The following is a 21,148-nucleotide window of genomic DNA, read 5'->3' on the forward strand; positions in this document are numbered from 1 at the left end:
GCCTAAGGCGGAAGCGGGCGACACGGCACAGTCAGTTGCCGCGTTCGCGCGCCGGTACAGATGCGATGCGGATTCGATGCCGATGCGATCGCGCGTCAGCCCTCGGCGCTCGCCGCATCCAGCGCCGCGATCTCGTCGGCCGCCAGGGTCAGCCGCGTCGCCGCGAGCAGTTCCTGCAACTGGGCCACGCTGGTCGCGCTCGCGATCGGCGCGGTGATCGACGGCCGCGCGATCAGCCAGGCCAGCGCGACCTGCGCCGGCGTCGCGCCCTGCGCGCCGGCGACTTCGTCGAGCGCGGCCAGGATGCGCAGGCCGCGCGCATCGAGGTACTTCTCGACCGCGCCGCCGCGCGCGCGGCTCTTGCCCAGGTCGGCGCGGCTGCGGTACTTGCCGGTCAGAAACCCGCTGGCCAGCGCGTAGTAATTGATCACCCCGACCCCGCGCTCGCGCACCAGCGGTTCCAGCTGCGCTTCGAACACGTCGCGGTCGTAAAGGTTGTAATGCGGCTGCAAGGTCTCGAAGCGCGGCAGCCCGTGCCGTTCGGCCACGTCGAGCGCCTGCGCCAGGCGCGCGGCGGAATAGTTGGACGCACCGATCGCGCGCACCTTGCCCTGTTCGATCAGCCGCGCGAATGCGCCCAGGGTGTCTTCCAGCGGCACGTTCGGGTCGTCCTCGTGGGCCTGGTACAGATCGATGACCTCGGTCCGCAGCCGGCGCAGCGAATCCTCGGCCGCGGCCTGGATATTGGCCGGCGACAGCCCCGGCCGCTGCGGCCATTTGGCGACCTTGGTCGCGATCACCACCCGCTCGCGGCGACCGCCGCCCTGGGCCAGCCAGCGCCCGATCAGGGTCTCCGACTCGCCGCCGCGGTTGCCCGGCACCCAGGCCGAGTACGCATCGGCGGTGTCGACCAGCGCAAAGCCGGCATCGACGAAGCCGTCGAGCAGGGCGAACGTGGTCGCTTCGTCGACGCTCCAGCCGAACACGTTGCCGCCGAACGCCAGCGGCGCGACACGCAGGGACGAACGTCCCAGGGGACGCAAGCTCATTGGGATTTCCTTAATGGACACGGCTGCATGATGCGCCGCCGCAAAAGCTGCGGACAGGCCGAATTTGCAACGCCGCGTTGCCGACTGCGGCAGCTTGTCGCAGCGGTGTGAACAATTCAGCTTTATGGGTGACCATCCCGCCTTTGCGTGAAGGTTTCTGTTAACTTTCCACACGATTTCCATGCAATTCATGTATGCGAAATCGGCGTGAAATCACGCTTCCCCAGGTGATCCAGGGATCTACAGGACGTATGAGCACACCCGCGACATCCACCGGCCGAATTCTTGTCGTGGACGACCAGGCCGCGAACCTGCGCGTGGTGACCGCGTTATTGTCCCGGCAGGGCTATGAAGTGGTCTCGGCCTCCACCGGCGACGAGGCGCTGCGGCTGTACGCCGAGTCCCCGCCGGACCTGATCTTGCTCGACGTGATGATGCCCGGCATGGACGGCTTCGAAGTCATGGCCGCGCTGCGCGCCGGCTCGCCGCTGCGCGTGCCGGTGGTGTTCGTGACCGCCGCCCACGACCGCGACCTGCTGCTGCGCGCGTTCGACGCCGGCGTGGTCGATTACGTCACCAAGCCGTTCCTGCCCGAGGAACTGCTCGCCCGGGTCAACGCCCACGTCGGCCTCAAGCTGACCCGCGACCGCCTCGAGCGGGTCGCGCGCGAACGCGAGGAACTGGTCAACCTGGTCGCGCACGACCTCAAGAACCCGTTGACCAGCGTGCTGTTCGCCAGCGACCTGCTGATCAACCACGGCTGCAAGCCCGAGCGCGTGCCGCGCTACCTGCAGATGATCCACGAGAGCGCCGACGACGCGCTCGGCTACATCCGCCACTACCTGGAAAGCCAGGCCGGCACGCGCGAGCGCGCCGAGCAGAACGGCCGCGCCGACCTGAGCGAAACCCTGGACTGGCTGGTGCGCCGCTACGAGATGCAACTCGACGCGCGCGGCATCCGGGTCGAGATTGCGCCGCCGCCCAGCGGCGCGGCGCAGGTCGCGATGGACCCGCGCGTGTTGCGCCAGGTCAGCGAAAACCTGGTCACCAACGCGATGAAGTACGCCCCCGGCAGCGACCTGCTGCTGGCCGCGCGCAACAGCGCGCCGGGCTTCTGGCAACTGATCGTCGCCGACCGCGGCCCGGGCATTCCGGCGGCGCGCCAACGCGAACTGTTCAAACCGTTCGTGCGCCTGCACGACGAGGAAGTCGACGACGGCCTGTCCAGCGGCCTGGGCCTGTCGCTGGCCAAGCAGATCGTGGTCAACGCCGGCGGCCAGCTGTGGTACGAATCGCGCAAGAGCGGCGGCTCGCGCTTCATCATCGAGTTGCCGGAAGCCAACGCCGAATAGGGTTGCGCTGTCGGTGCGCTCGTGATGGCTCGATCGCTTCGACCGGGTGCAGTTGGAAGACGTGGTGCGCGTCGTGGCGATATCGACGGCGGCACCATGCGGCACGATCGAACAGCCGGCGGATGCCGGCTTTTTCGTGTCGGATTTTCGCGCTGGTTGTTGAACCCGCGCGCGAGTGGAGTCACGCGGATGGCTGCTCCGCGGTCGCCGAAGCAAAACCTCCATCACCCACCGCGCCACCGACCCGAATGGGTTCCCCCCCTTTGCAAAAGGGGGACCAGGGGGGATTTGCTTTTGCGATCAGATCGCAGCGCACCCGACTAAGAGCAAATCCCCGCGCTACCGATCGTCCAGCAACGATTGCACGCCGGGCGCCGCCCTCCTTTTTCAAAGTGGGCAATCATCAACGCGCTCGAATGATGCAGAGCGGGCCATCCGGCAGTCTCCTCGAATCCACGCCTATGGGTTCCTCTTTCAAAGAGGAAGAGGCGCTTTGATAACCGTGGAGAGCCAGTTTCTGTCCTTCGGATTCATGCCGCATCACTTTTCGGTCCGCATGCGCGCGGCAGCCTGGACTCCAGCACCAAAAAAGGCCGACGCAATGCGTCGGCCTTGATTGATTTCGCGATGTGATCGGCTTGCGTACGATACGGAGCTACACAGCCCGCTGCACGCTCAATTCGGACTGCGACGCCATCCGCACCGAACCAATCACAACAATCGCCCCGAACTCACTCGTTCGGCGATTCTTCGCTCGCCTGACGCGTGGTGCGGCGACGCGAGGTCTGACCGTTGGCGCGACGCGCTTCGACGCGGCGGGCGCTGCCTTCGATCGGTTCCTCGGATTGCAGGCGCGCCTTGCGGCGGGCCGCGGCGTACCAAAGCAGGCCGGCACCGGCGACGGCCGCGACGGCGACCACCGGGTTGCGGCGGATGAAACCGCCGGCGGTGCGGGCGCCGGTCTTGAGCGCGCCGAACTTGGCGCCGGTTTCCAGCCATTGGCCGGCCTTGGGCGCGGCTTCCTTCAGATTGGCGCTGATCGCATGGACCAGTTCCAACGCGCGGTCGGGCAGGGATTCGAACTTGCTCATCGTGTCAGTCCTGGACGAGAAACGATGATCAGTGTCGGCCGATCACCGTTGAAATTTTGTGAGCGCTGCGGTTGGGGACCGGCTGTTGGCTGAATGTCCGGGGGCGGGAATCGGGAATGGGGAGTCGGGAATCGTAAAAGCGGCCGCGCGGCGCTCTGGCTCCTGCGATTCCCGATTCCCAATGTCTGGGCGGGAATCGGGAATGGAGAATCGGGAATCGTAAAAGCGGCCGCTCGGCGCTCTGGCTCCTGCGATTGCCGATTCCCAATGTCTGGGCGGGAATCGGGAATGGGGAGTCGGGAATCGTAAAAGCGGCTGCTCGGCGCTCTGGCTTCTACGATTCCCGACTCCCGATTCCCCATTCCCGGCTTCACGTGCCACGCGGCTTGGCCCGATGCGTCGCCGTCGCCGTCCACGGGTCGTCGGGCCAGGGATGGCGGGGATAGCGGCCTTTCATCTCTTTCCTGACTTCCAGATAGCCGCGCTCCCAGAAACCGCGCAGGTCCTGGGTGACCTGCAGCGGCCGGCCGGCCGGCGACAGCAGGTGCAAGGTCAGCGGCACGCGGCCGTCGGCGATGCGCGGGGTTTCGGCCAGGCCGAACAATTCCTGCAACTTGACCGCCAGCACCGGCGCGTCCGCGCCGATATGCGGGTCGTGGTGCTCGGCTTCGAAGCGGTAGTGGATCGCGCGCTCCTGTCCCGACGGCACCGCGATGCGCGTGGGCACCAGGGTGTCGAGTTTCTGCCGCCAGCTCCAGTCGGCGAGCGAGCGCAGCGCGTCGCCGAATGCGGCTTCGTCGAGCGCGTCGAGCCGGGTTTTGCCGCGCAGCGCGGGCTTGAGCCACGCGTCGAGCGTGGCCAGCAGACCTTCGTCGCTCAGGTCCGGCAGCGCGTGCTCGCCTTTCGCCAGCTCCGGCATCCACTCGCGCAGACAACGCACACGCGCGCGCCACTGGCGCAGGCTTTCGGTCCACGGCAATGCCTCCAGGCCGAGTTGGCGGACCGCGTCGACCAGCGCGTCGGCGTAGCGCGCCGGATCGGGTTTCGCCAGCGGCCGGCTGTCGAGCACGATGCGGTCGTAGCGGCGTTCGCGCACCGCCGCGATGCCGCGCGCGGCCGCGTCCCAGATCACCCGGTCTTCGCTGACGAAGCGCTGCGGGAATTCGCGTTGCAAGCGGGTTTCGTCGAGCGGCGCGGCGCGCAGGATGCGCGCATCGCGCGGGTCGTCGCGCAGTTCGCTGATCACCAGCCACGGTTCGCCGTACACCGCGCTGTCGTCGAACAGCTTGGCGCTGCGGCCGTTGGCGAGTTGGTAACGGTACGGATCACTGGGATGTTGATGAGCGATGCGATCGGGAAACGCATGCAGCAACAGATCGCCGAGCGCGTGCGCGGGCACGCTGGCGGGCGGTGCGATGTCGACACGCAGACGGCGGCGCCATTGCTTGGCCGCTTGATCGAGCGTCGCCAATGCCGAACGCGAGGCGTCGGCCGGCGCGCGCCCGCCGCGGAACGCGGCCAGCGCCTGCCAGCGCGCGGCCAGCGCATCGCCGCCGCTGCGCAGCGGGTCGCGCGCTTCGATCAGCGCGGCCAGATCGCAGGCCAGGGCTTTTTCGCGCGCATCGCTCGGCGCCAGCAGCATCGCCGCGAGCCGCGGATGGGTGCCGAGCGCGAGCATGCGCTTGCCGAACGCGGTGATGGTGGGCGCGGTGTGTTCGCTGCCTTCCAACGCGCCCAGCCGCAGCAGCAGTTCGCGCGCCGCGCCGAGTGCGCCGCTCGGCGGCGCGTCGACGAAACGCAGGCCGGCGTCGCCCCAGGCCGCGAGTTCCAGCATCAATCCGGCCAGTTCGACCTGGGCGATCTCGGGCCGGCGCTGCGGCTCCAGCCGCTGCGATTCGGGCCACAGCCGATACGCCCAGCCTTCGGCGACACGGCCGGCGCGGCCGGCGCGCTGATCGGCCGAGGCCTGCGCGATCGCGACCACGTCCAGGCGGGCGAAGCCGCTGTTGGGGTCGTAGCGCGGTTCGCGCGCGAGACCCGAATCGATCACCACGCGCACGCCGGGCAAGGTCACGCTGGATTCGGCGACGTTGGTCGCCAGCACCACCCGGCGGCGGCCGTCGGGATCGGGTTGCAGCACCCGGCTTTGTTGTTCGACCGGCAATTCGCCGTGCAGGCTCAGCACGTCGCTGCCGCGCAAGGCGTCGCTGCCGGCCAAGGCGGCGTCGGCGCGCGCGATCTCGCGCTGGCCCGGCAGGAACACCAGCAGGTCGCCGGGGTGCTGGGCCAGCGCGTGTTCGACCGCGCGCTTGAGCTGATGTTCGAGCTTCTCCTCGCGCCGCGCCGGGAAGTGGCTCAGGTTGACCGGGTAACTGCGTCCCGCGCTGCTCAGCCGCGGCGCGTCGAGAAACTGGGCCAGGCGTTCGCCGTCGAGGGTCGCCGACATCACCACGATGCGCAGGTCCTCGCGCAGCGAGGCCTGCACGTCCAGCGCCAGCGCCAGGCCGAGGTCGGCGGCCAGATGGCGTTCGTGGAATTCGTCGAACAGCAACGCGCCCACGCCTTCAAGGGTGGGATCGTCCTGGATCATCCGGGTCAGGATGCCTTCGGTGACGACCTCGATACGGGTGCGCGGGCCGATCTTGTTTTCGAAACGGATGCGATAGCCGACCGTGTCGCCGGCGGCCTCGCCGCGCTGACGCGCCATGAAGTGGGCGGCGGCGCGCGCGGCCACGCGGCGCGGTTCCAGCACGATGATCTTGCGGCCGTCCAGCCACGGCGCATCGAGCAGCGCCGGCGGCACCTGGGTGGTCTTGCCGGCGCCGGGCGGCGCTTCCAGCACCAGGCGCGGATGCGCGGCGAGGCTGTCGCGGATCTGCGGCAGCAGGGCGTCGATGGGGAATTGAGCGTGGGTCACGCGCGCAAGGATAGCCGCGCGGCGCGGTTGCGCGGGCCGTCGCCGCGCGGCGACGGCGCGTGCGGATCGGGTGCGGCGCTCGATTCGGACAGGTCGCGCGAGTGCGCCGGAAACTTCAATCGGCGCCGAAATCGCCGCAGCCGTACCACGCGCCGGCGCGGCCGCCGTTGGCGATCACCGCGTAGGGATGGCTCCGGCCGGCGCTGTCCCTGCACGGCGCGCCGGCCGCGGCGGGCGCGATCATCACGATCAGCTCGTCGTTGCGGTCGCCGGATTTAAGCGGCCCCTGCAAGGCGTACTGGCCGATCCTGGGCTTGGCGACCACGCTGAGCGGGCCGGACGACACACCCACGCGCGCCGGCGCGATCAGGTCGTAGTGCAAGGTGCCGGCCTTGTTCGCGCCGATCACCACGCCCCAACCGGCGTTGCCGCCGCGGAAGGTCTGCTTGGGGAAGTCGGCGGCGGCCGCGGGCAGAACCGTCGCGACCAGTCCCCCGGCCAGCATCAAGGCGAATCCGGCGGCCGACCACGGACAGGCGCTGCGCATGAGCTGCTCCATGACGGCGGGCGCGCCGTCTTCATGGCTGCAAACGCTGCGGGCTGCGCGCCGTGAAGGCCACTACGCAGGCTCTCGCGGCGGCAACGCATCGGCCCGCGCTTGGGCGCCCGCGCCGCAGCCACTAGACTGCGCGCTGTTCTTCGCCTCGCCTCACCCGCATGCAACTGATCGACATCGGCGCCAACCTCACCCACGACAGCTTCGATCCCGACCGCGACGCGGTGCTGCAGCGCGCCCGCGACGCCGGGGTCACGCGCATGGTGATCACCGGCGCCAGCCGCGAGCATTCGCCCAAGGCGCTGGCGCTGGCGCGGCAACACCCGGGCGAGCTGTTCGCGACCGCCGGCGTCCACCCGCACCACGCGACCGAGTACACCGCCGAGTGCGATGCGGAAATGCGTGAGCTGCTGGCGCACGAGCAAGTGGTCGCGGTCGGCGAATGCGGGCTGGACTATTTCCGCGACTTCTCGCCGCGGCCGGCGCAGCGGCGCGCGTTCGAAATGCAGTTGCACAACGCGGTCAATACCGGCAAGCCGCTGTTCCTGCACCAGCGCGACGCCCACGACGACTTCATGGCGATGATGAAGAACTTCGACGGCAAGCTCGGCGCGGCGGTGGTGCACTGCTTCACCGGCACGCGCAAGGAGTTGTTCGACTACCTCGACCAGGACTGGCACATCGGCATCACCGGCTGGCTGTGCGACGAACGCCGCGGCCTGCACCTGCGCGAACTGGTCAAGCACATTCCCGCCGCGCGGCTGATGATCGAGACCGACGCGCCGTACCTGCTGCCGCGCACGGTCAAGCCGGCGCCTTCGCACCGGCGCAACGAGCCGAAGTACCTGGCGCATATCGTCGAGGAACTCGCGCGCGATCGCGGCGAGAACGCGGCGGTCACCGCGGCGAACACCACCGCGACCGCCAACGCGTTTTTCCGCTTGCCGCCCACCTGAGCCGGCGCGGGCCGCGCGCCGAATCCGTCGGGGATGATCAGTCCAGCTTGATCAGTCCAGGGTGAAGTTGCCGCAGCCGTACCACAGCTTCGGCCAGGGCTTGTGCTTGCTGCCGGTCGCGGGTTTGGCCGGCGCCGGCACGACCATGATGGCGTAGGTGTACGGACCGTAGGCGCCGCCGATATCGCCCTTGTTGTCCTTGCAGGTCTCGCCGAGCTTGACCGGCGCGATTTTCACCGTCAGTTCGCTTTTCTCCACGCCGATTACGCCGAGCAGCTGGTATTGACCCTGCGGCGCCTTGACGTGTTTCAGCGGGCCGTCGAGCCGAGCGGCGGACTGAGGCACTTTCAGTTCGTAGACCACGGTCGTGCTCTGCGTGCTGAGCTTGATCTTCCAATCGGTATTGCCGCCGCGGAACGCCGGCGAGGGAAAGGTGATGGCCTGCGCGGACACGCAGGGCGCCGCGAACGCGGCGGCCAGGGCCAGGGCGGCGGCGAAGAGATTGCGCATGGGAGAGTCCTGAGAAGGGCAGCGGGGCCGCCGGTATCCCTATCAACGTGCGGTCCCGCTATCCGTGAAGCCGGGCCGGCAAGGATTGCATCGCGCGCAAAAACTTCAGCCCCTGTCCCGCAAGCAGGAAAGGGGCTGAAGTGTGCGTAAGCCGACAGGTTGCGTTTTATCGCTGGCGGCAACTCGCCGTTGCTCGCCCGATCAGTACTTCCATTCAAACGCCACGTTGTAGCGTCGGCCAAGCAGGTCGTAGGTGCCGATGCTGGCCGCCACGAACGGGAACGGCGGGTCCTTGTCGAACAGGTTGCTCACCGCCACCCGCACCAGCGCGTGGTCGTTGAAGCGATAGCGCATGCCGCCGTTGACCAGCCAGTAGCTGTCGACGCTGAGGATGTCGCGCGTCTCGGGCGTGTTGAGCACGTCGAACTGCGCGCGGCTGAGGTAGTTGGCCGACAGGTTCACGCCGAACTTGCCCTTTTCCCAGGCGCCGCTGAACTGGTACTGGCGCTTGGACGTGCCGATCTCGCCGACCGCCTGGTCCGGGCTGACGCCGGTGTTGTCGACGGTCAGGTCGACCGGGAAGTAGCCGGTCACGCCGAAGGCGAAGTTGCCCAGGCGCTCGGTCTTGAAGCGGTACGCCAGTTCGGCCGAGTAGGCCTCCATGTTGAGGTACTTGCCGTTGACGAAGCCGCTGACGAAGGTCGTCGCCTGGCCGGCCGTACCGGGCGCGCCGCCGGGTGCGTTGCGGGTGATCTTGCTGCAGAACGCGTTGGCGTTGGGGATGTTGCCGGCGTCGAAATCGGTCGCGTCGAAACAGGCGCGGGCGATTTCCGTCGCGGTCAGGTTGCTGATCACGTCGGTGATCTTGATGTTGTAGTAGTCGGCGGCGAAGGTCAGGCCTTCGAGGAACGACGGCGCCCAGGTGAAGCCGTAGGTGTAGGAGTCGGCCGACTCGTTCTTCAGGTTCGGGTTGCCGCCGGACACGCCCTGGATCGAGGCGCCGTTGGCGTTGGAGGTGAACGGGTTGCCCGGGCCGTAGCCGTAGTAATTCAGGAACGCCTGGCAGTTGGCGGTGCGCTGGGCCTGGCGCGCGCCGCCGGCGTTGATGAAGCGCGCATCGCAGGGGTCGCTGGTGACGAACTGGAACGAGGTCGCCTGCGGCAGGAACGCTTCGGTGATCGCCGGCGAACGCAGCGAGCGGGTGAAGTTGCCGCGGATTTCCAGGTCCTCGAACGGCTTCCACTGCAGGCCGTAGGTATAGGTGTCGAACTTGCCGTTGATGCTGTTGTCGACCTGGCGGTACTTGCCGACCACTTCGAGCTTCTTCAGCAGCGGCACGTTCGCCTCGGGATTGACCAGCGGCACGACGAACTCGCCGAACCATTCCCGGGTCGTGTACTCGCCCTGCAACGGAGTGATCGGCACCGAGCGGCCCAGGCCCTGGGTCAGGAACGTGCCCGGATCGAACAGGCCGCTTTCCTTGCGGTGTTCGTAGCCGACGTTGTACTGGATCGGGCCGCTCCACAGGTCGAACAGCGTGCTCGAAACATTGACGTTGAAGATCTTCTGTTCCTGCAGCGCCTGCGACGCGGTGCGGGTGGTGACGTAGTTGCGCGCGGCCGCGCTCGGGCGGCCCTCGCCGAACAGGTCGAGCGGGACGCAGTTGGGATCGGCGATCGGCGCGCCGCCGCCCGGGATCACCAGCCCGGCGATCGGCGTCGGCGAGCAGACCACCTGGCCCTGCGCGTTGCGGGTCACGTGCAGCGCGTTGATGAAGTTCTGCTGGACCAGCGAGGTGCCGTAGGCGCGGCCGTCGCTGCGGCCGTAGTTGGCCGAGGTTTCCCAGTAGAACGTGCGCTCGCCCAGATCGAAGTCGCCTTCCAGGCCGACCACGACGCGGCCGATTTCGCTGGTGCCGCTGCCGTTGTTGGTGACCAGGTCGCGCGAGGCGCGCGACAGGTTGAATGCCGCCACGCCCAGGCCCTGCAGGGTGGTGCGGGCCTGGTCGGTCAGCAGGGCGTAGTTGCTCGGGAAGCGGATCATCGCGCTCAGGCCGCCGAACAACGGGGCGTTGTAGACCCATTGGTCGACCAGTTCGGTGGATTCGGCCGAATAGAACGAGCCTTCCAGGAACACGTCGATGCGGTCGGTCAGGCCCCAGCGCGCGGTGGTGTTGAACGACATGCGCTTGAGGTCGGAGGTGATCTGGCCGGCCTCGACCAGGCTCAGGCCGTCGCCGCCGCTGGCGTCGGTCGGCGAGAACGGCGTGCCCTGGTTGTACGGCACCAGATGGCCGCTGCGGTCGAAGCCGAGCACCGTGTTGCCGCCGGGGCCGAAGCCGTTGGCGATCAGGTTGCCGGTGCCGGGCTTGAACGCGCCGGACGTCGGCGAGATCAGGCCGCCGAACGGCGTCGACCAGATGTGGCGGTTCTTGATCAGCACGCCGTTGGGAATGCCGTCGGTGGCGCCGGTGTTGAACGGGATGTTCGGGTTGTAGCGGCCGTCGTTGCCCGGGGTGCGGCCCGGGAACAGCGCCGCCATCTGGCTCGCGAGCGGGTTGGTGGTGTTGAAATAGCCGGCGGCGAAATAGCCACGCTCCTTCTGCAGCACGCCCTTGACGTCGTCGTAGCTCAGCGAGAAGGTCACGTTGCCGCGGCCCTCGTCGAAGCCGGCGCCGACCAGCGCCCAGAAGTTGTAGCGCTGGTTGTCGCCTTCGCCGGTGATGCCGTAGTTGGCGCCGAACTCGACGCCTTCGTAGTTCTTGCGCAGGATCACGTTGACCACACCGGCGATCGCATCGGAGCCGTAGGTCGGCGCGCCGCCGATGGCGACGTTTTCGATGCGTTCGACCATCGCGGTCGGGATCGCGTTGAGGTCGACCTGCACGCCCGGCGCGGCCGGTCCGAACAAGGTCGTCGGCGAACTCGACACGTAGCGGCGGCCGTTGACCAGCACCAGGGTGCGGTTGCTGCCCAGGCCGAACCGGTTGACGAAGTTGACGCCGGTGCCGAACCCGGACTGGTTGCCTTCCGGCGTGATGCCGGCGCCGAAGCCGGGAATCTCGTTGAGCGCATCGGCGACATTGGTCAGGCCGCGGTCGCTGATGTACTGCTTGGTCACCACGGTGGCCGGCTCGAGCGTGTCGAAACCGGCGCGGCGGATGCGCGAACCGGTCACGACCATGCGGTCCAGGTCGGTCGGGCTCTCGCTGGCCGCGCCGGCTTCGGGCTCGGCGGCGGCGGGCGCCTGTTGCGCGAACGCGGGCGTGGCGATCGCCACCAGGATGCCGAGCATGAGCGGCCGGCGACGCAGGCAGGCCTTGCCGAAATGTGTGCGATGCATGAGTTCTCCCCCGAGAAAGCCCGGCCGATCCGGCCAGGAAGGGGCATTAATAGAAGCTCGGACGGAGCTTGTGCAACTGGTAATTAAAATTCCATAAATTCATTATATAAATTACTGATTTTTATGGAAATAAATTCCCCAGTTTTTAGAGATATGCTCAATACGGGTAAGTATTTGCGCTAGTCTGGTCAAAATAACTAACTGAATATGTGTAAATCGATTACACATTTATTGTGATTAATGGCACTTTCTGCCTTGGCGCCGTGTTGGGCGGCGAACGACCTTGCACCGGTCGGGTCGAACCGGGCGCGACGATTGCGGCACCCGGTCGCGATTGCGCCACGCGATGCTCATTGCGGCTCGCCCGCGAACCGATGCGGCTCTATCCTCGCGGACCTGATCACCTCGCGCCGCCTCGCCGCGGGCGCATCGCCCCATCGCCCACCTGGATGACCGGATGTCCGACCTCGCCTCTCCCGTGCGTTCGCCCGCCCTGGTTCCGCTCGCGCTCGCCGCGAACCTGCTGGTGTTTTCGGCGGCTTTCGTCCTGATCGGCCTGCTGACCACGCCGGGCGCCTCGGCCGAGGTGTCCGGACTCGCGCAGGCGGTCGAATGGCTGTGTTCGATCGGCTTGCTGATCGGCTTCGTGCTGGCCCTGAGCTGCATGCTGAGCGATCGCCACGGCGTCCCGCGGCGGCCATGGGCGACGGTGCTGGCCGCGCTGGTGCTGATCTTCGGCCTCGGCGTGGGCTGGGCGATGCTGCAAGGCCAGGTGTTGAACGCCGTGCGTTCGCGCTACAGCGTGCAGCAACTGCTCGCCTGGACCGCCGCCATCGCCGCGCTCAAGGTCGTGGCGATCAACCTGATCGCCCTGCCGATCGCCTGGCGCCTGGGCGGCCGCGGCACCACGCCGGTGCCGTGGCGCGGCTGGCATCGCCGGGTGATCGGCGCGCTGGTCGGCGGCTTCCTGTGCGCGGGCGCAGCGCTGCTGCTGCAGAACGTCGCCGCGGCCTACACCTCGCTCGGCCACGGCGAACAGCGCGTCGGCATGAGCGTGGTCGCGCTCGCCGTCGGGCTGATCCAGGGGTTGATGATCCTGGCGCTGCCGGTGCGGCATGGGTCCGGCGCGGTGCCGGCACTGCTGTGTGCGCTGCTGACGCCGCTGCTGATCGTGGCGGCCTCGCTGGCGCTGCTGGCGGTGAACTCCAACAGCTGGGGCATGCCCAGCCTGATCGCGGTGGTGCTGCTGATCCTGCTGCTGGCGCCGATCCTGTCGTGGCTGCTGCTGCGCTGGCTGCACGGGCGCAGGTATCGCGCGGATTGATCGGCGGCTATCGGCCGGGCCGAAACCGCAACGAAAACGGCCCGCGATGCGGGCCGTTTTCGTATTCGCCGTCGTTTGCCGACGGCCGCCTGGCGACACGCCGCCGGCTGGATCGGATCAGTACACCGCCAGGTCGCCGCAACCGCCGGTCAACGCGTCCATGCCGTCGACATGCACCTGCACGCTGTGCATGTGCTTGTTGTCGCCGTCGTCGATGCACTCGCCGGCCTTGATCTCGATCGTCATCGGCTTGGCGCCGTGCTTGGTGTCCAGCTCGCCGCTGAGCACGATCAGACTGCCGGGCGCGTCGGCCGGCTGGCCGTTGTAGCGCGCGCTGCCGCTGGCCTTCTCGCTGCCGCTGCCCCAGGTCAGGTCGACCTTGTGGTTCATCTCGCCGGTGGCGTGGATGTCGATGCCCCAGTGCTCGCCGAAGCCCTTGAACGCGGGCACCGGGCTGACCTTGCCGACCTGGTCGGCACCGATCTTGCCCATCGGCTGATCGGCCGCGGCGGCCGGATTGGGACCGGCCGCGGGCGCGGCCGTATCGGCCGTGGCGGCCTTGTTCGCGTCTACGGCCGGCGCCTCGGCGGCCGGCGGTTTGGAACAGGCGGCGAGAACGGCCACGGTGAGGATCGCGGCGAAGGGCATCAGGCGCATGGGCGTCCTTTAAGGCAGCAGTGAGTACACAGGAATGAGAAGTGAGTAAGACCCAGCGTGAAGCGAGCGCGAAGGCGCGAGAAACGAGTACGTGCCTTTACTCACGTCTCGCTCCTGTGAACTCACTCCTCGCTCAGCTCCTCAAGCCCACGCCGCGCTTGAGCAGCCACAGCGCCAGCGACGACAGCGCGACCACGAACGCGATCATCAGGCCGTAGGCCATCGGCAACGGCACGTCGCTGCTGCCGAGCAGGCCGTAGCGGAAGGCGTTGACCATGTAGAAGATCGGGTTGGCGTGGGTCGCCGCTTCGGCCCAGGTCGGCAGCAGCTTGACCGAATAGAACACGCCGCCCAGGTAGGTCAGCGGGGTCAGGATGAAGGTCGGCACGATCGCCACGTCGTCGAACTTCTTCGCGTACACCGCGTTGATGAAACCGGCCAGCGAGAAGATCGTCGCGCCGAGCAGCACGGTGGTGAAGGTCACCAGCGGGTGCGGGATGCGCACGGCGGTGAAGCACATCGCGATCATCAGCACGATCGCGCCGACCATCAGCCCGCGCAGCACGGCGCCGGCGACATAGCCCCACAGGATCACCCAGTTCGGCATCGGGCTGACCAGCAGTTCCTCGACGTGGCGGCCGAACTTGGCGCCGAAGAAGCTCGAGGAAATGTTGCCGTAGCTGTTCTGGATCACGCTCATCATCACCAGCCCGGGGACGATGAACTCCATGTAGGTGTAGCCGCCCATGTCGCCGATGCGCGAGCCGATCAGGCCGCCGAAGATCAGGAAGTACAGGGTCATGGTGATCGCCGGCGGCACCAGGGTCTGGCCCCAGATGCGCAGGATGCGCGCGACTTCGCGGCGCACGATCGTGCCCAGCGCGACCAGGTTGCGGCGCGCGGCGGTGGGCTCGACGGTGTTGGCCGGTTGCACCGGAAGGATCTGGCTCATGCGGCGCTCTCCGTCGATGCGGCGCTGGAATCGATGGGTTGGTTGATCATGCGCACGAACAGTTCCTCCAGCCGGTTCGACTTGGTCCGCATCGAACGCACGCGGATGCCGGCCTGGCCGAGCGCGGCGAAAATGCGGTTGAGGTCCATCGCGCGCGGCATGTCCACATCGAGGGTGTGATCGTCGCTGGCGAGCATGGTCACGCCTTCGATGCTCGGCAACGCGGCCGGCAGGGTGCCGTCGATGTCGAACAGGAAACCTTCCACGTCGAGCATCGCGAGCAGGGTTTTCATCGGCCCCTGCTGGACGATCCGGCCCTGGTCGATGATCGCCAGGTTGCGGCACAGGTGCTCGGCTTCTTCCAGGTAATGGGTGGTCAGGATGATGGTGGTGCCGGCGGCGTTGATCTCGCGCAGGGTCTTCCACATGCCGCGGCGGATTTCGATGTCCACGCCGGCGGTGGGTTCGTCGAGGATCAGCAGGCGCGGCCGGGTCATCATGGCGCGCGCGATCATCAGCCGCCGCTTCATGCCGCCCGACAGGGTGCGGCTCATCATCTGGGCCTTCTCCCACAGCTGCGCGCGCTTGAGTTCTTCCTCGGCGCGCTCCAGCGCGACCGCGCGCGGCACGCCGTAGAAGCCGGCGTAGTTGACCAGGATGTCGAGCGGCTTTTCGAACATGTTGAAGTTGAGTTCCTGCGGCACCAGCCCGATCAGGCGCATGGCCTGGTCGCGGTGGCGGATCAGGTCGGTGCCGAAGATCTCCACCGCGCCTTCGCTGAGGTTGACCAGCGAGCTGACGATGCCGATCAGGGTCGACTTGCCGGCGCCGTTGGGGCCGAGCAGGGCGAAGAAATCGCCTTCGACCACGTCCAGCGAGACGCCCTTGAGCGCCTGCACCTTGTTGTCGTAGGTCTTGCGCAGATCGCGCACGCGCAGGGCGGGCACGCGGGTGGAGGGAGCGGCGGCGGGCAAGCCGGCCGTGGCCGAACTGGGGCCCGTGGCGAGGGCCGTTGGCTGGGTCATTGCGGGGTGGTCTCGATCGCTGGCCGCGGGCCTCGCGGCGAATGGCTTAGTATAGGCGGCCCCGTGGCGGCACTCCGGCCACAGACTGTTGCGAAATCCCGCGTTGCGATGCCCGGCACGGGATCGCGCCCGGCGAGGCGGTCGACGGACACGCCCGGGCTTTGCACAGTCGGGCATTGCGCCACCGCCTTGCTCGGGATTCGCCCGGAATCCGGCGGTTCGAGCGCAGCCCAGCCGATCGCAACACCCGCGGGTCCGATCGCTCCCGCGGCCGGACCGCCCACCGAGAACGCATCGCACATGAAGCCGCACCGCCCATGAAGCAATTCCCGCTCAAGCTCGTTTCGCGCCGGATGCTGGCCCCCACGGTCGGCCATTACGTGTTCCTGCGCGACGACGGCGAGCCGCTGGACTACATCCCCGGCCAGTTCATCCAGGTCCACTTCCAGTACGCCGACGGCGCCTCGACCAAGCGCAGCTACTCGCTGGCGACCATCCACGACCACGCGCTGGGCGCGGGCGAGACGGTCGAGATCGCGGTCAGCTACGTGCCCGGCGGCGCGGCGACGGCGCTGTTTGAAGGCTTGAACGAAGGCGACCCGATCCTGGCCAGCGGCCCGTTCGGACGCTTCTGCCTGATGCCGGCCGACGCCAATCGCCGCTATCTGCTGATCGGCACCGGCACCGGCGTGACCCCGTACCGGGCGATGCTGCCGCAGCTGGAAACCCTGATCCGCGAACGCGGCATCGAGGTGGTGCTGCTGTTCGGCGCGCGCACCCCGGACGAGTTGCTGTACGGCGACGAGTTCCGCGCCTTCGCCGAGCGCGAACCGAAGTTCCGTTTCGTCCCGTGCTTCTCGCGCGAGCTACCGGCCGATCCGCACCCGGACGTGCGCCAGGGCTATGTGCAGCAGTTCCTGGCCGAATTCAGCCCGAACCCGGACGGCGACATCGCCTACCTGTGCGGCAACCCGAACATGGTCGACTCGTGCTTCGAGGCGCTCAAGGAGTACGGGTTGCCGGTGCCGCACATCCGGCGGGAGAAGTACGTTTCGTCGAAGTGAGCCGGCGACTGGCGAGCGGCGAGCGGCGGGCGGCGGGTGGGTGCGCCGTCGTCGCCGTCGGATCCGATCGCGGTGGTTTGAAGATTCGCGGTCGCGGCTTGCGCCGCTCCTACAGGGAGCGTTGCGCGAGTTCGGCCCGCCCCTGTAGGAGCGGCGCGAGCCGCGACCGCGTGACATCCCGTGGCAGCGCAAATCCGCCGCAGCGGCGAGCGCCGCACTAACCACGGCGGTTTCCAGCCAACGCCAGGAGCGCTGCGCAAGTCCGGCCTGCCCCCTGTGGGAGCGGCGCGAGCCGCGACCGCGTGACATCCCGTGGCGGCGCAAATCCGCCGCAGCGGCGAGCGCCGCACCAACCACGGCGGTTTCCAGCCAACACCAGGAGCGCCGCGCAAGTCCGGCCTGCCCCCTGTAGGAGCGGCGTAAGCCGCGACCGCGTGACATCCCGTGGCGACGCAAGCCTGTCGCCAGCCACGAAGGCCGGACGGGTCGCGGCGGTTTTCGTCGGTGGATGAAGCGACGCATGCGGCCGATGGCGAAAGCGGCCACGGTTGGCCGGGCGTCGGGTTGGGGCGTCGGGCTTTATCTTCTTCCTCTTCGAGTGGTCACATCCTCCGCGTCGCTCCCGTCTGTCATTCTTGAAGGCGCACCCGCCTTGGCGATGAGACACCGACCATGCACCGATTCGGAACTGGACACCGGCCGCGCTACGCGGCCGTGGGATTGGCCGCGACGCTCGCGGCACTGGCCTTGAGCGGTTGCGGCCGCGACACCCCGCCCACGCCTGCCGCGGGCGCAACGAACAAGGGCGAGAGCACCGCCGCGATCAAGCGCCGTTACGGCCGGATCGTGTTCGATCCTTGCACCCTGTCGTCGCCGCAGGCGGCCGGCACCATCGCCGCGCAGTGCGCGCAGTTCGAGGTGCCGCAGAACGCGGCCGAACCCGGCGGCAAAAAGCTCAAGCTCAACATGGCCTGGCTGCCGGCCACCGACGAAGCCGGGGTCGCGCCCGATCCGGTGTTCTTCCTCGCCGGCGGTCCCGGCCAGGCCGCGACCTCGTCGTGGCCGCTGATCGACGGCGCGTTCCGCGAAGTGCGCAAGCACCGGCATATCGTGCTGATCGACCAGCGCGGCACCGGCCGCTCGGCGCCGCTGCTGTGCCGCGGCGCCGCCGGCGTGTCCGAGGACGCATCGGCCGCGCCGTCCGATCCGCAGGCCGCGAACGACGCGATGCTGCGCGCGGTCGAGCGCTGCGCGAAGGAACTCACCGTCGATGCGAGCCACTTCACCACCACCGACGCCATCGCCGATCTCGACGCGGTGCGCGCGGCGATCGGCGCCGACAAGATCGATCTGGTCGGCGTGTCCTACGGCACCCGCGTGGCCCAGCAGTACGCCGGCCGCTACCCGCAGCACACCCGCGCGGTCGTGCTCGACGGCGTGGTGCCCAACGAACTGGTGCTCGGCAGCGAGCATGCGCAAAACCTCGACAGCGCCCTGGCCCAGCAATTCAAGCTGTGCCAGCAGACCCCGGCCTGCCGCAGCCGCTTCGGCAGCGAGCCGCGCGAGCAGCTGCGCCAGCTGATGGCGCGGCTGCAGGCCGAACCGGTCGAAGTCGACTACCGCGATCCGAACACCGGCGAGCAGAAGCGCGAGCGCGTCACCGCCGGCCACGTCGCGACGCTGACCCGGATGTTCTCGTACGCGCCCGAAGCGGCCTCGCTGTTGCCGCTGATGCTCAACGAAGCCGACCAGGGCCGCTTCGGGCCGCTGATGTCGCTGTCGACCATGATCGGCAGCCAGCTCGACGAAGACCTCAACTACGGCATGCAGCTGTCGGTGATCTGCGCCGAGGACGCCGACCTGTTCAAGCCCAACCCGGCCGACGCCGGCACCGTGCTCGGCGACGACATGCAGACCACGCTGGCGGCGCAATGCAAGGTCTGGCCGACCGGCCAGCGGCCGAAGGATTTCCACGCACCGTTCAAGTCCGACCGCCCGGTGCTGCTGCTGTCGGGCGAACTCGATCCGGTTACCCCGCCGCGCTACGGCGAACAGGTGCTCAAGCACCTGCCCAACGGCCGCCACCTGGTGCTGCGCGGCCAGGGCCACGGCGCGCTGCGGATCGGCTGCACGCCCAAGCTGCTGGGCCAGTTCATCGAAACCGCCGACGCCAAGAACCTGCAGGCGCGCTGCCTGGATTCGCTGGGCTACGTGCCGCCGTTCGTTTCGTTCAATGGGTGGGAGCCGTAAGAGCCGGGAGTCGGGAATGGGGAATCGGGAATCGCAAGGCTCCCTCCCCGCTCCGACGCACCGCTTTCACGATTCCCTATTCCCGATTCCCCATTCCCGGACTCCCATGATCACCGCCCACGACCTGCATAAAGCCTTCAAGACCAAGACCGGCACGGTCAACGCCGTGCAAGGCGTCGATTTCGAAGCGCGCGACGGCCAGATCACCGGCCTGCTCGGGCCCAACGGCGCCGGCAAGACCACCACCTTGCGCATGCTCTACACGCTGATGCAGCCCGACCGCGGCGAAGTGCGCGTGGACGGCGTCGACGCGCGCAAGGACCCGGCCGCGGTGCGCCGCGCGCTGGGCGTGCTGCCCGACGCGCGCGGCGTGTACAAGCGCCTGACCGCGCGCGAGAACATCGCCTACTTCGGCGAACTGCACGGCATGAGCCGCGCCCAGATCGAGCAGCGCACCCGCACCCTGGCGCAGGCGCTGGACATGGGCGACATCCTCGACCGCCAGACCGAAGGCTTCTCGCAAGGCCAGCGCACCAAGACCGCGATCGCGCGCGCGCTGGTCCACGACCCGCGCAACGTGATCCTCGACGAACCCACCAACGGCCTGGACGTGATGACCACGCGCGCGATGCGCGGGTTCCTGCGCGGGCTGCGCGAAGAAGGACGCTGCGTGATTTTCTCCAGCCACATCATGCAAGAGGTCGCCGCGCTGTGCGACCGCATCGTGATCATCGCCAAGGGCCAGGTCGTGGCCGCCGGCACCGCCGACGAACTGCGCGCGCAGACCGGCGAAGACAATCTGGAAGACGCCTTCGTCAAGGCGATCGGCAGCGACGAGGGCCTGCACGCATGAAGACCGGTTCGTTTTCCGCCATGTGGGCGGTGATCCGCAAGGAACTGCGCGACATCTCGCGCGATCGCCGCACCCTGGCCATCGCCCTGCTGCTCGGCCCGTTGCTGTATCCGTTGCTGATGCTCGGCATGGGCGCGCTGGCCGAGAACCGCGCGCGCACCCAGCTCGACACCGAACTGCGGGTGCCGGTGCGCGGCGCCGAACACGCGCCGAACCTGATCAAGTTCCTCGCCACCCAGAACATCGTCGCGATCCCCGCGCCGGCCGATCTGGACGCGGCGATCCAGCAGCAGGACTTCGACGTCGGCCTGATCATCGCCGCCGACTACGCCAAGCACTGGAAGGAAGGCCAGCCGGCGCTGGTCGAGATCGTCCAGGACAGCACCCGCCGCGACGCCGAGATCCCGAGCCGGCGCGTGCGCGCGGCGCTGGAGGGCTACAGCCGCCAGGTCGGTGTGTTGCGTCTGTTCGCGCGCGGCATCGCCGCCAACGTCGCCCAGCCGGTCAACGTCGGCGACCGCGACGTGGCCACGCCCGAAGCCAAGCGCGGCCTGGTGCTGTCGGCCTTGCTGCCGTACCTGCTGATCATGACCTCGTTCATCGGCGGCGCGTACCTGATCATCGACGCCACCGCCGGCGAGCGCGAACGCCAGTCGCTGGAGCCGCTGCTGGCCACGCCGGCGCCGCGCGGCGCGATCGTCAGCGGCAAGATCGCCGCGGCCTGCATCCTCGGGTTGATCTCGCTGCTGCTGACCTTGTTCGCGTTCAAGCTCAGCGCGCAGATGAGCAGCGGCATCGGCCAGATGCTCAACGTCAGCTTCGCGGCGATCGGCAAGATGCTGCTGATCCTGCTGCCGATGTCGTTCATCGGCACCGCGCTGCTGACCTACCTGTCGGCCGCGGCCAAGAGCCTGAAGGAAGCGCAAAGCCACATCACCTGGCTGATGCTGATGCCGCTGATCCCGACCTTCGTGCTGATGGTCAATCCGCTCAAGACCCAGCTGTGGCAGTTCACCGTACCGTTCCTGTCGCAGAACCAGCTGCTGCTGAAAGTGATCCGCGGCGAAGCGATCTCGGGGCAGATCTGGGCGGTGTATCTGGCGACCGCGTTCGCGTTGGCGGCGCTGTTGTGGTTCGCGGCGGTGCGGCGGTATCACAACGAGAAGCTGGCGATTGCGGGGTGATGGGTTGGGGGGCTGGAGCTGGAGCGAAAGCAAAAGCAAATCCCCCCTGCCCCCCTTTTTCAAAGG

At 68.1% G+C, this 21,148-nt stretch carries 16 protein-coding genes; 7 read left to right on the forward strand and 9 right to left on the reverse strand.

Features of this window, described 5'->3' with window-relative positions; translation table 11 throughout:
• Positions 1 to 95: 95 nt before the first annotated feature.
• A complete protein-coding gene (locus tag KME82_RS26320; protein ID WP_215496677.1) occupies positions 96 to 1,049 on the reverse strand; it encodes an aldo/keto reductase in 954 nt (317 codons plus the stop codon).
• Between the two features lie 290 nt (positions 1,050 to 1,339).
• Here KME82_RS26320 and KME82_RS26325 point away from each other — a divergent pair, with 290 nt between their 5' ends.
• A complete protein-coding gene (locus KME82_RS26325) occupies positions 1,340 to 2,401 on the forward strand; it encodes a hybrid sensor histidine kinase/response regulator (RefSeq protein WP_215496678.1) in 1,062 nt (353 codons plus the stop codon).
• A 731-nt stretch (positions 2,402 to 3,132) separates the two neighbouring features.
• Here KME82_RS26325 and KME82_RS26330 read toward each other — a convergent pair.
• The 3 genes from KME82_RS26330 to KME82_RS26340 form a co-directional block, all read right to left on the reverse strand.
• Positions 3,133 to 3,492: a hypothetical protein gene (locus KME82_RS26330; protein ID WP_046658546.1), complete on the reverse strand. Its 360-nt coding sequence runs from the start codon at positions 3,490 to 3,492 to the stop codon at positions 3,133 to 3,135.
• A gap of 370 nt (positions 3,493 to 3,862) precedes the next feature.
• Positions 3,863 to 6,409, reverse strand: a complete 2,547-nt coding sequence (gene hrpB, locus KME82_RS26335) for an ATP-dependent helicase HrpB (RefSeq protein ID WP_215496679.1) — start codon at positions 6,407 to 6,409, stop codon at positions 3,863 to 3,865.
• Between the two features lie 115 nt (positions 6,410 to 6,524).
• Positions 6,525 to 6,956: a hypothetical protein gene (locus tag KME82_RS26340; RefSeq protein WP_215496680.1), complete on the reverse strand. Its 432-nt coding sequence runs from the start codon at positions 6,954 to 6,956 to the stop codon at positions 6,525 to 6,527.
• Positions 6,957 to 7,126: 170 nt separating this feature from the next.
• Between KME82_RS26340 and KME82_RS26345 the strand changes: the two genes are divergently transcribed.
• Positions 7,127 to 7,921, forward strand: a complete 795-nt coding sequence (locus KME82_RS26345; RefSeq protein ID WP_215496681.1) for a TatD family hydrolase — start codon at positions 7,127 to 7,129, stop codon at positions 7,919 to 7,921.
• 51 nt (positions 7,922 to 7,972) lie between these two features.
• Here KME82_RS26345 and KME82_RS26350 read toward each other — a convergent pair whose 3' ends face one another.
• On the reverse strand, positions 7,973 to 8,431 hold the full coding sequence (locus KME82_RS26350) for a hypothetical protein (protein WP_215496682.1): 459 nt from the start codon (positions 8,429 to 8,431) through the stop codon (positions 7,973 to 7,975).
• Positions 8,432 to 8,632: 201 nt separating this feature from the next.
• Entirely contained in the window at positions 8,633 to 11,773 is a 3,141-nt protein-coding gene (locus KME82_RS26355) for a TonB-dependent receptor domain-containing protein (RefSeq protein ID WP_215496683.1), read from the reverse strand.
• A 457-nt stretch (positions 11,774 to 12,230) separates the two neighbouring features.
• On the opposite strand from KME82_RS26355, the gene KME82_RS26360 reads away from it, so the two are divergent.
• On the forward strand, positions 12,231 to 13,097 hold the full coding sequence (locus KME82_RS26360) for a hypothetical protein (protein WP_215496684.1): 867 nt from the start codon (positions 12,231 to 12,233) through the stop codon (positions 13,095 to 13,097).
• A gap of 117 nt (positions 13,098 to 13,214) precedes the next feature.
• Here KME82_RS26360 and KME82_RS26365 read toward each other — a convergent pair whose 3' ends face one another.
• The 3 genes from KME82_RS26365 to KME82_RS26375 all read right to left on the reverse strand — a co-directional run bounded on the left by KME82_RS26365 (position 13,215) and on the right by KME82_RS26375 (position 15,638).
• Entirely contained in the window at positions 13,215 to 13,754 is a 540-nt protein-coding gene (locus KME82_RS26365; protein WP_215496685.1) for a hypothetical protein, read from the reverse strand.
• Between the two features lie 133 nt (positions 13,755 to 13,887).
• Positions 13,888 to 14,706: an ABC transporter permease gene (locus KME82_RS26370; protein WP_215496686.1), complete on the reverse strand. Its 819-nt coding sequence runs from the start codon at positions 14,704 to 14,706 to the stop codon at positions 13,888 to 13,890.
• Positions 14,703 to 15,638 carry an ABC transporter ATP-binding protein gene (locus KME82_RS26375; protein ID WP_252255875.1) on the reverse strand — a complete coding sequence of 312 codons (936 nt, stop codon included), beginning with the start codon at positions 15,636 to 15,638 and terminating at the stop codon, positions 14,703 to 14,705. The genes KME82_RS26370 and KME82_RS26375 overlap by 4 nt, the downstream gene beginning before the upstream one ends.
• A gap of 410 nt (positions 15,639 to 16,048) precedes the next feature.
• Here KME82_RS26375 and KME82_RS26380 point away from each other — a divergent pair, with 410 nt between their 5' ends.
• The 4 genes from KME82_RS26380 (at position 16,049) to KME82_RS26395 (ending at position 21,082) form a co-directional block, all read left to right on the forward strand.
• Positions 16,049 to 16,795, forward strand: a complete 747-nt coding sequence (locus KME82_RS26380; RefSeq protein WP_215496688.1) for a ferredoxin--NADP reductase — start codon at positions 16,049 to 16,051, stop codon at positions 16,793 to 16,795.
• Positions 16,796 to 17,467: 672 nt separating this feature from the next.
• Positions 17,468 to 19,045, forward strand: coding sequence for an alpha/beta hydrolase (locus KME82_RS26385; protein WP_215496689.1), 1,578 nt, complete (start codon positions 17,468 to 17,470; stop codon positions 19,043 to 19,045).
• Positions 19,046 to 19,151: 106 nt separating this feature from the next.
• The gene (locus KME82_RS26390) at positions 19,152 to 19,898 is read left to right on the forward strand and encodes an ATP-binding cassette domain-containing protein (protein ID WP_215496690.1); all 747 of its coding nucleotides are present in this window, start codon (positions 19,152 to 19,154) and stop codon (positions 19,896 to 19,898) included.
• On the forward strand, positions 19,895 to 21,082 hold the full coding sequence (locus KME82_RS26395; RefSeq protein WP_215496691.1) for an ABC transporter permease: 1,188 nt from the start codon (positions 19,895 to 19,897) through the stop codon (positions 21,080 to 21,082). The genes KME82_RS26390 and KME82_RS26395 overlap by 4 nt, the downstream gene beginning before the upstream one ends.
• The last annotated feature ends 66 nt before the right edge of the window (positions 21,083 to 21,148 follow it).

The sequence above is a fragment of the Lysobacter capsici genome (assembly GCF_018732085.1).
GTDB classification, from domain to species: Bacteria; Pseudomonadota; Gammaproteobacteria; order Xanthomonadales; family Xanthomonadaceae; genus Lysobacter; species Lysobacter capsici_A.

What these genes read in the sequence shown, in the direction of transcription:
- KME82_RS26320 (WP_215496677.1), bottom strand. Translation starts at nt 1,049, where the DNA reads ATGAGCTTGCGTCCCCTGGGACGTTCGTCCCTGCGTGTCGCGCCGCTG.
- KME82_RS26330 (WP_046658546.1), bottom strand. Translation starts at nt 3,492, where the DNA reads ATGAGCAAGTTCGAATCCCTGCCCGACCGCGCGTTGGAACTGGTCCAT.
- KME82_RS26340 (WP_215496680.1), bottom strand. Translation starts at nt 6,956, where the DNA reads ATGCGCAGCGCCTGTCCGTGGTCGGCCGCCGGATTCGCCTTGATGCTG.
- KME82_RS26345 (WP_215496681.1), top strand. Translation starts at nt 7,127, where the DNA reads ATGCAACTGATCGACATCGGCGCCAACCTCACCCACGACAGCTTCGAT.
- KME82_RS26350 (WP_215496682.1), bottom strand. Translation starts at nt 8,431, where the DNA reads ATGCGCAATCTCTTCGCCGCCGCCCTGGCCCTGGCCGCCGCGTTCGCG.
- KME82_RS26355 (WP_215496683.1), bottom strand. Translation starts at nt 11,773, where the DNA reads ATGCATCGCACACATTTCGGCAAGGCCTGCCTGCGTCGCCGGCCGCTC.
- KME82_RS26360 (WP_215496684.1), top strand. Translation starts at nt 12,231, where the DNA reads ATGTCCGACCTCGCCTCTCCCGTGCGTTCGCCCGCCCTGGTTCCGCTC.
- KME82_RS26365 (WP_215496685.1), bottom strand. Translation starts at nt 13,754, where the DNA reads ATGCGCCTGATGCCCTTCGCCGCGATCCTCACCGTGGCCGTTCTCGCC.
- KME82_RS26370 (WP_215496686.1), bottom strand. Translation starts at nt 14,706, where the DNA reads ATGAGCCAGATCCTTCCGGTGCAACCGGCCAACACCGTCGAGCCCACC.
- KME82_RS26380 (WP_215496688.1), top strand. Translation starts at nt 16,049, where the DNA reads ATGAAGCAATTCCCGCTCAAGCTCGTTTCGCGCCGGATGCTGGCCCCC.
- KME82_RS26385 (WP_215496689.1), top strand. Translation starts at nt 17,468, where the DNA reads ATGCACCGATTCGGAACTGGACACCGGCCGCGCTACGCGGCCGTGGGA.
- KME82_RS26390 (WP_215496690.1), top strand. Translation starts at nt 19,152, where the DNA reads ATGATCACCGCCCACGACCTGCATAAAGCCTTCAAGACCAAGACCGGC.
- KME82_RS26395 (WP_215496691.1), top strand. Translation starts at nt 19,895, where the DNA reads ATGAAGACCGGTTCGTTTTCCGCCATGTGGGCGGTGATCCGCAAGGAA.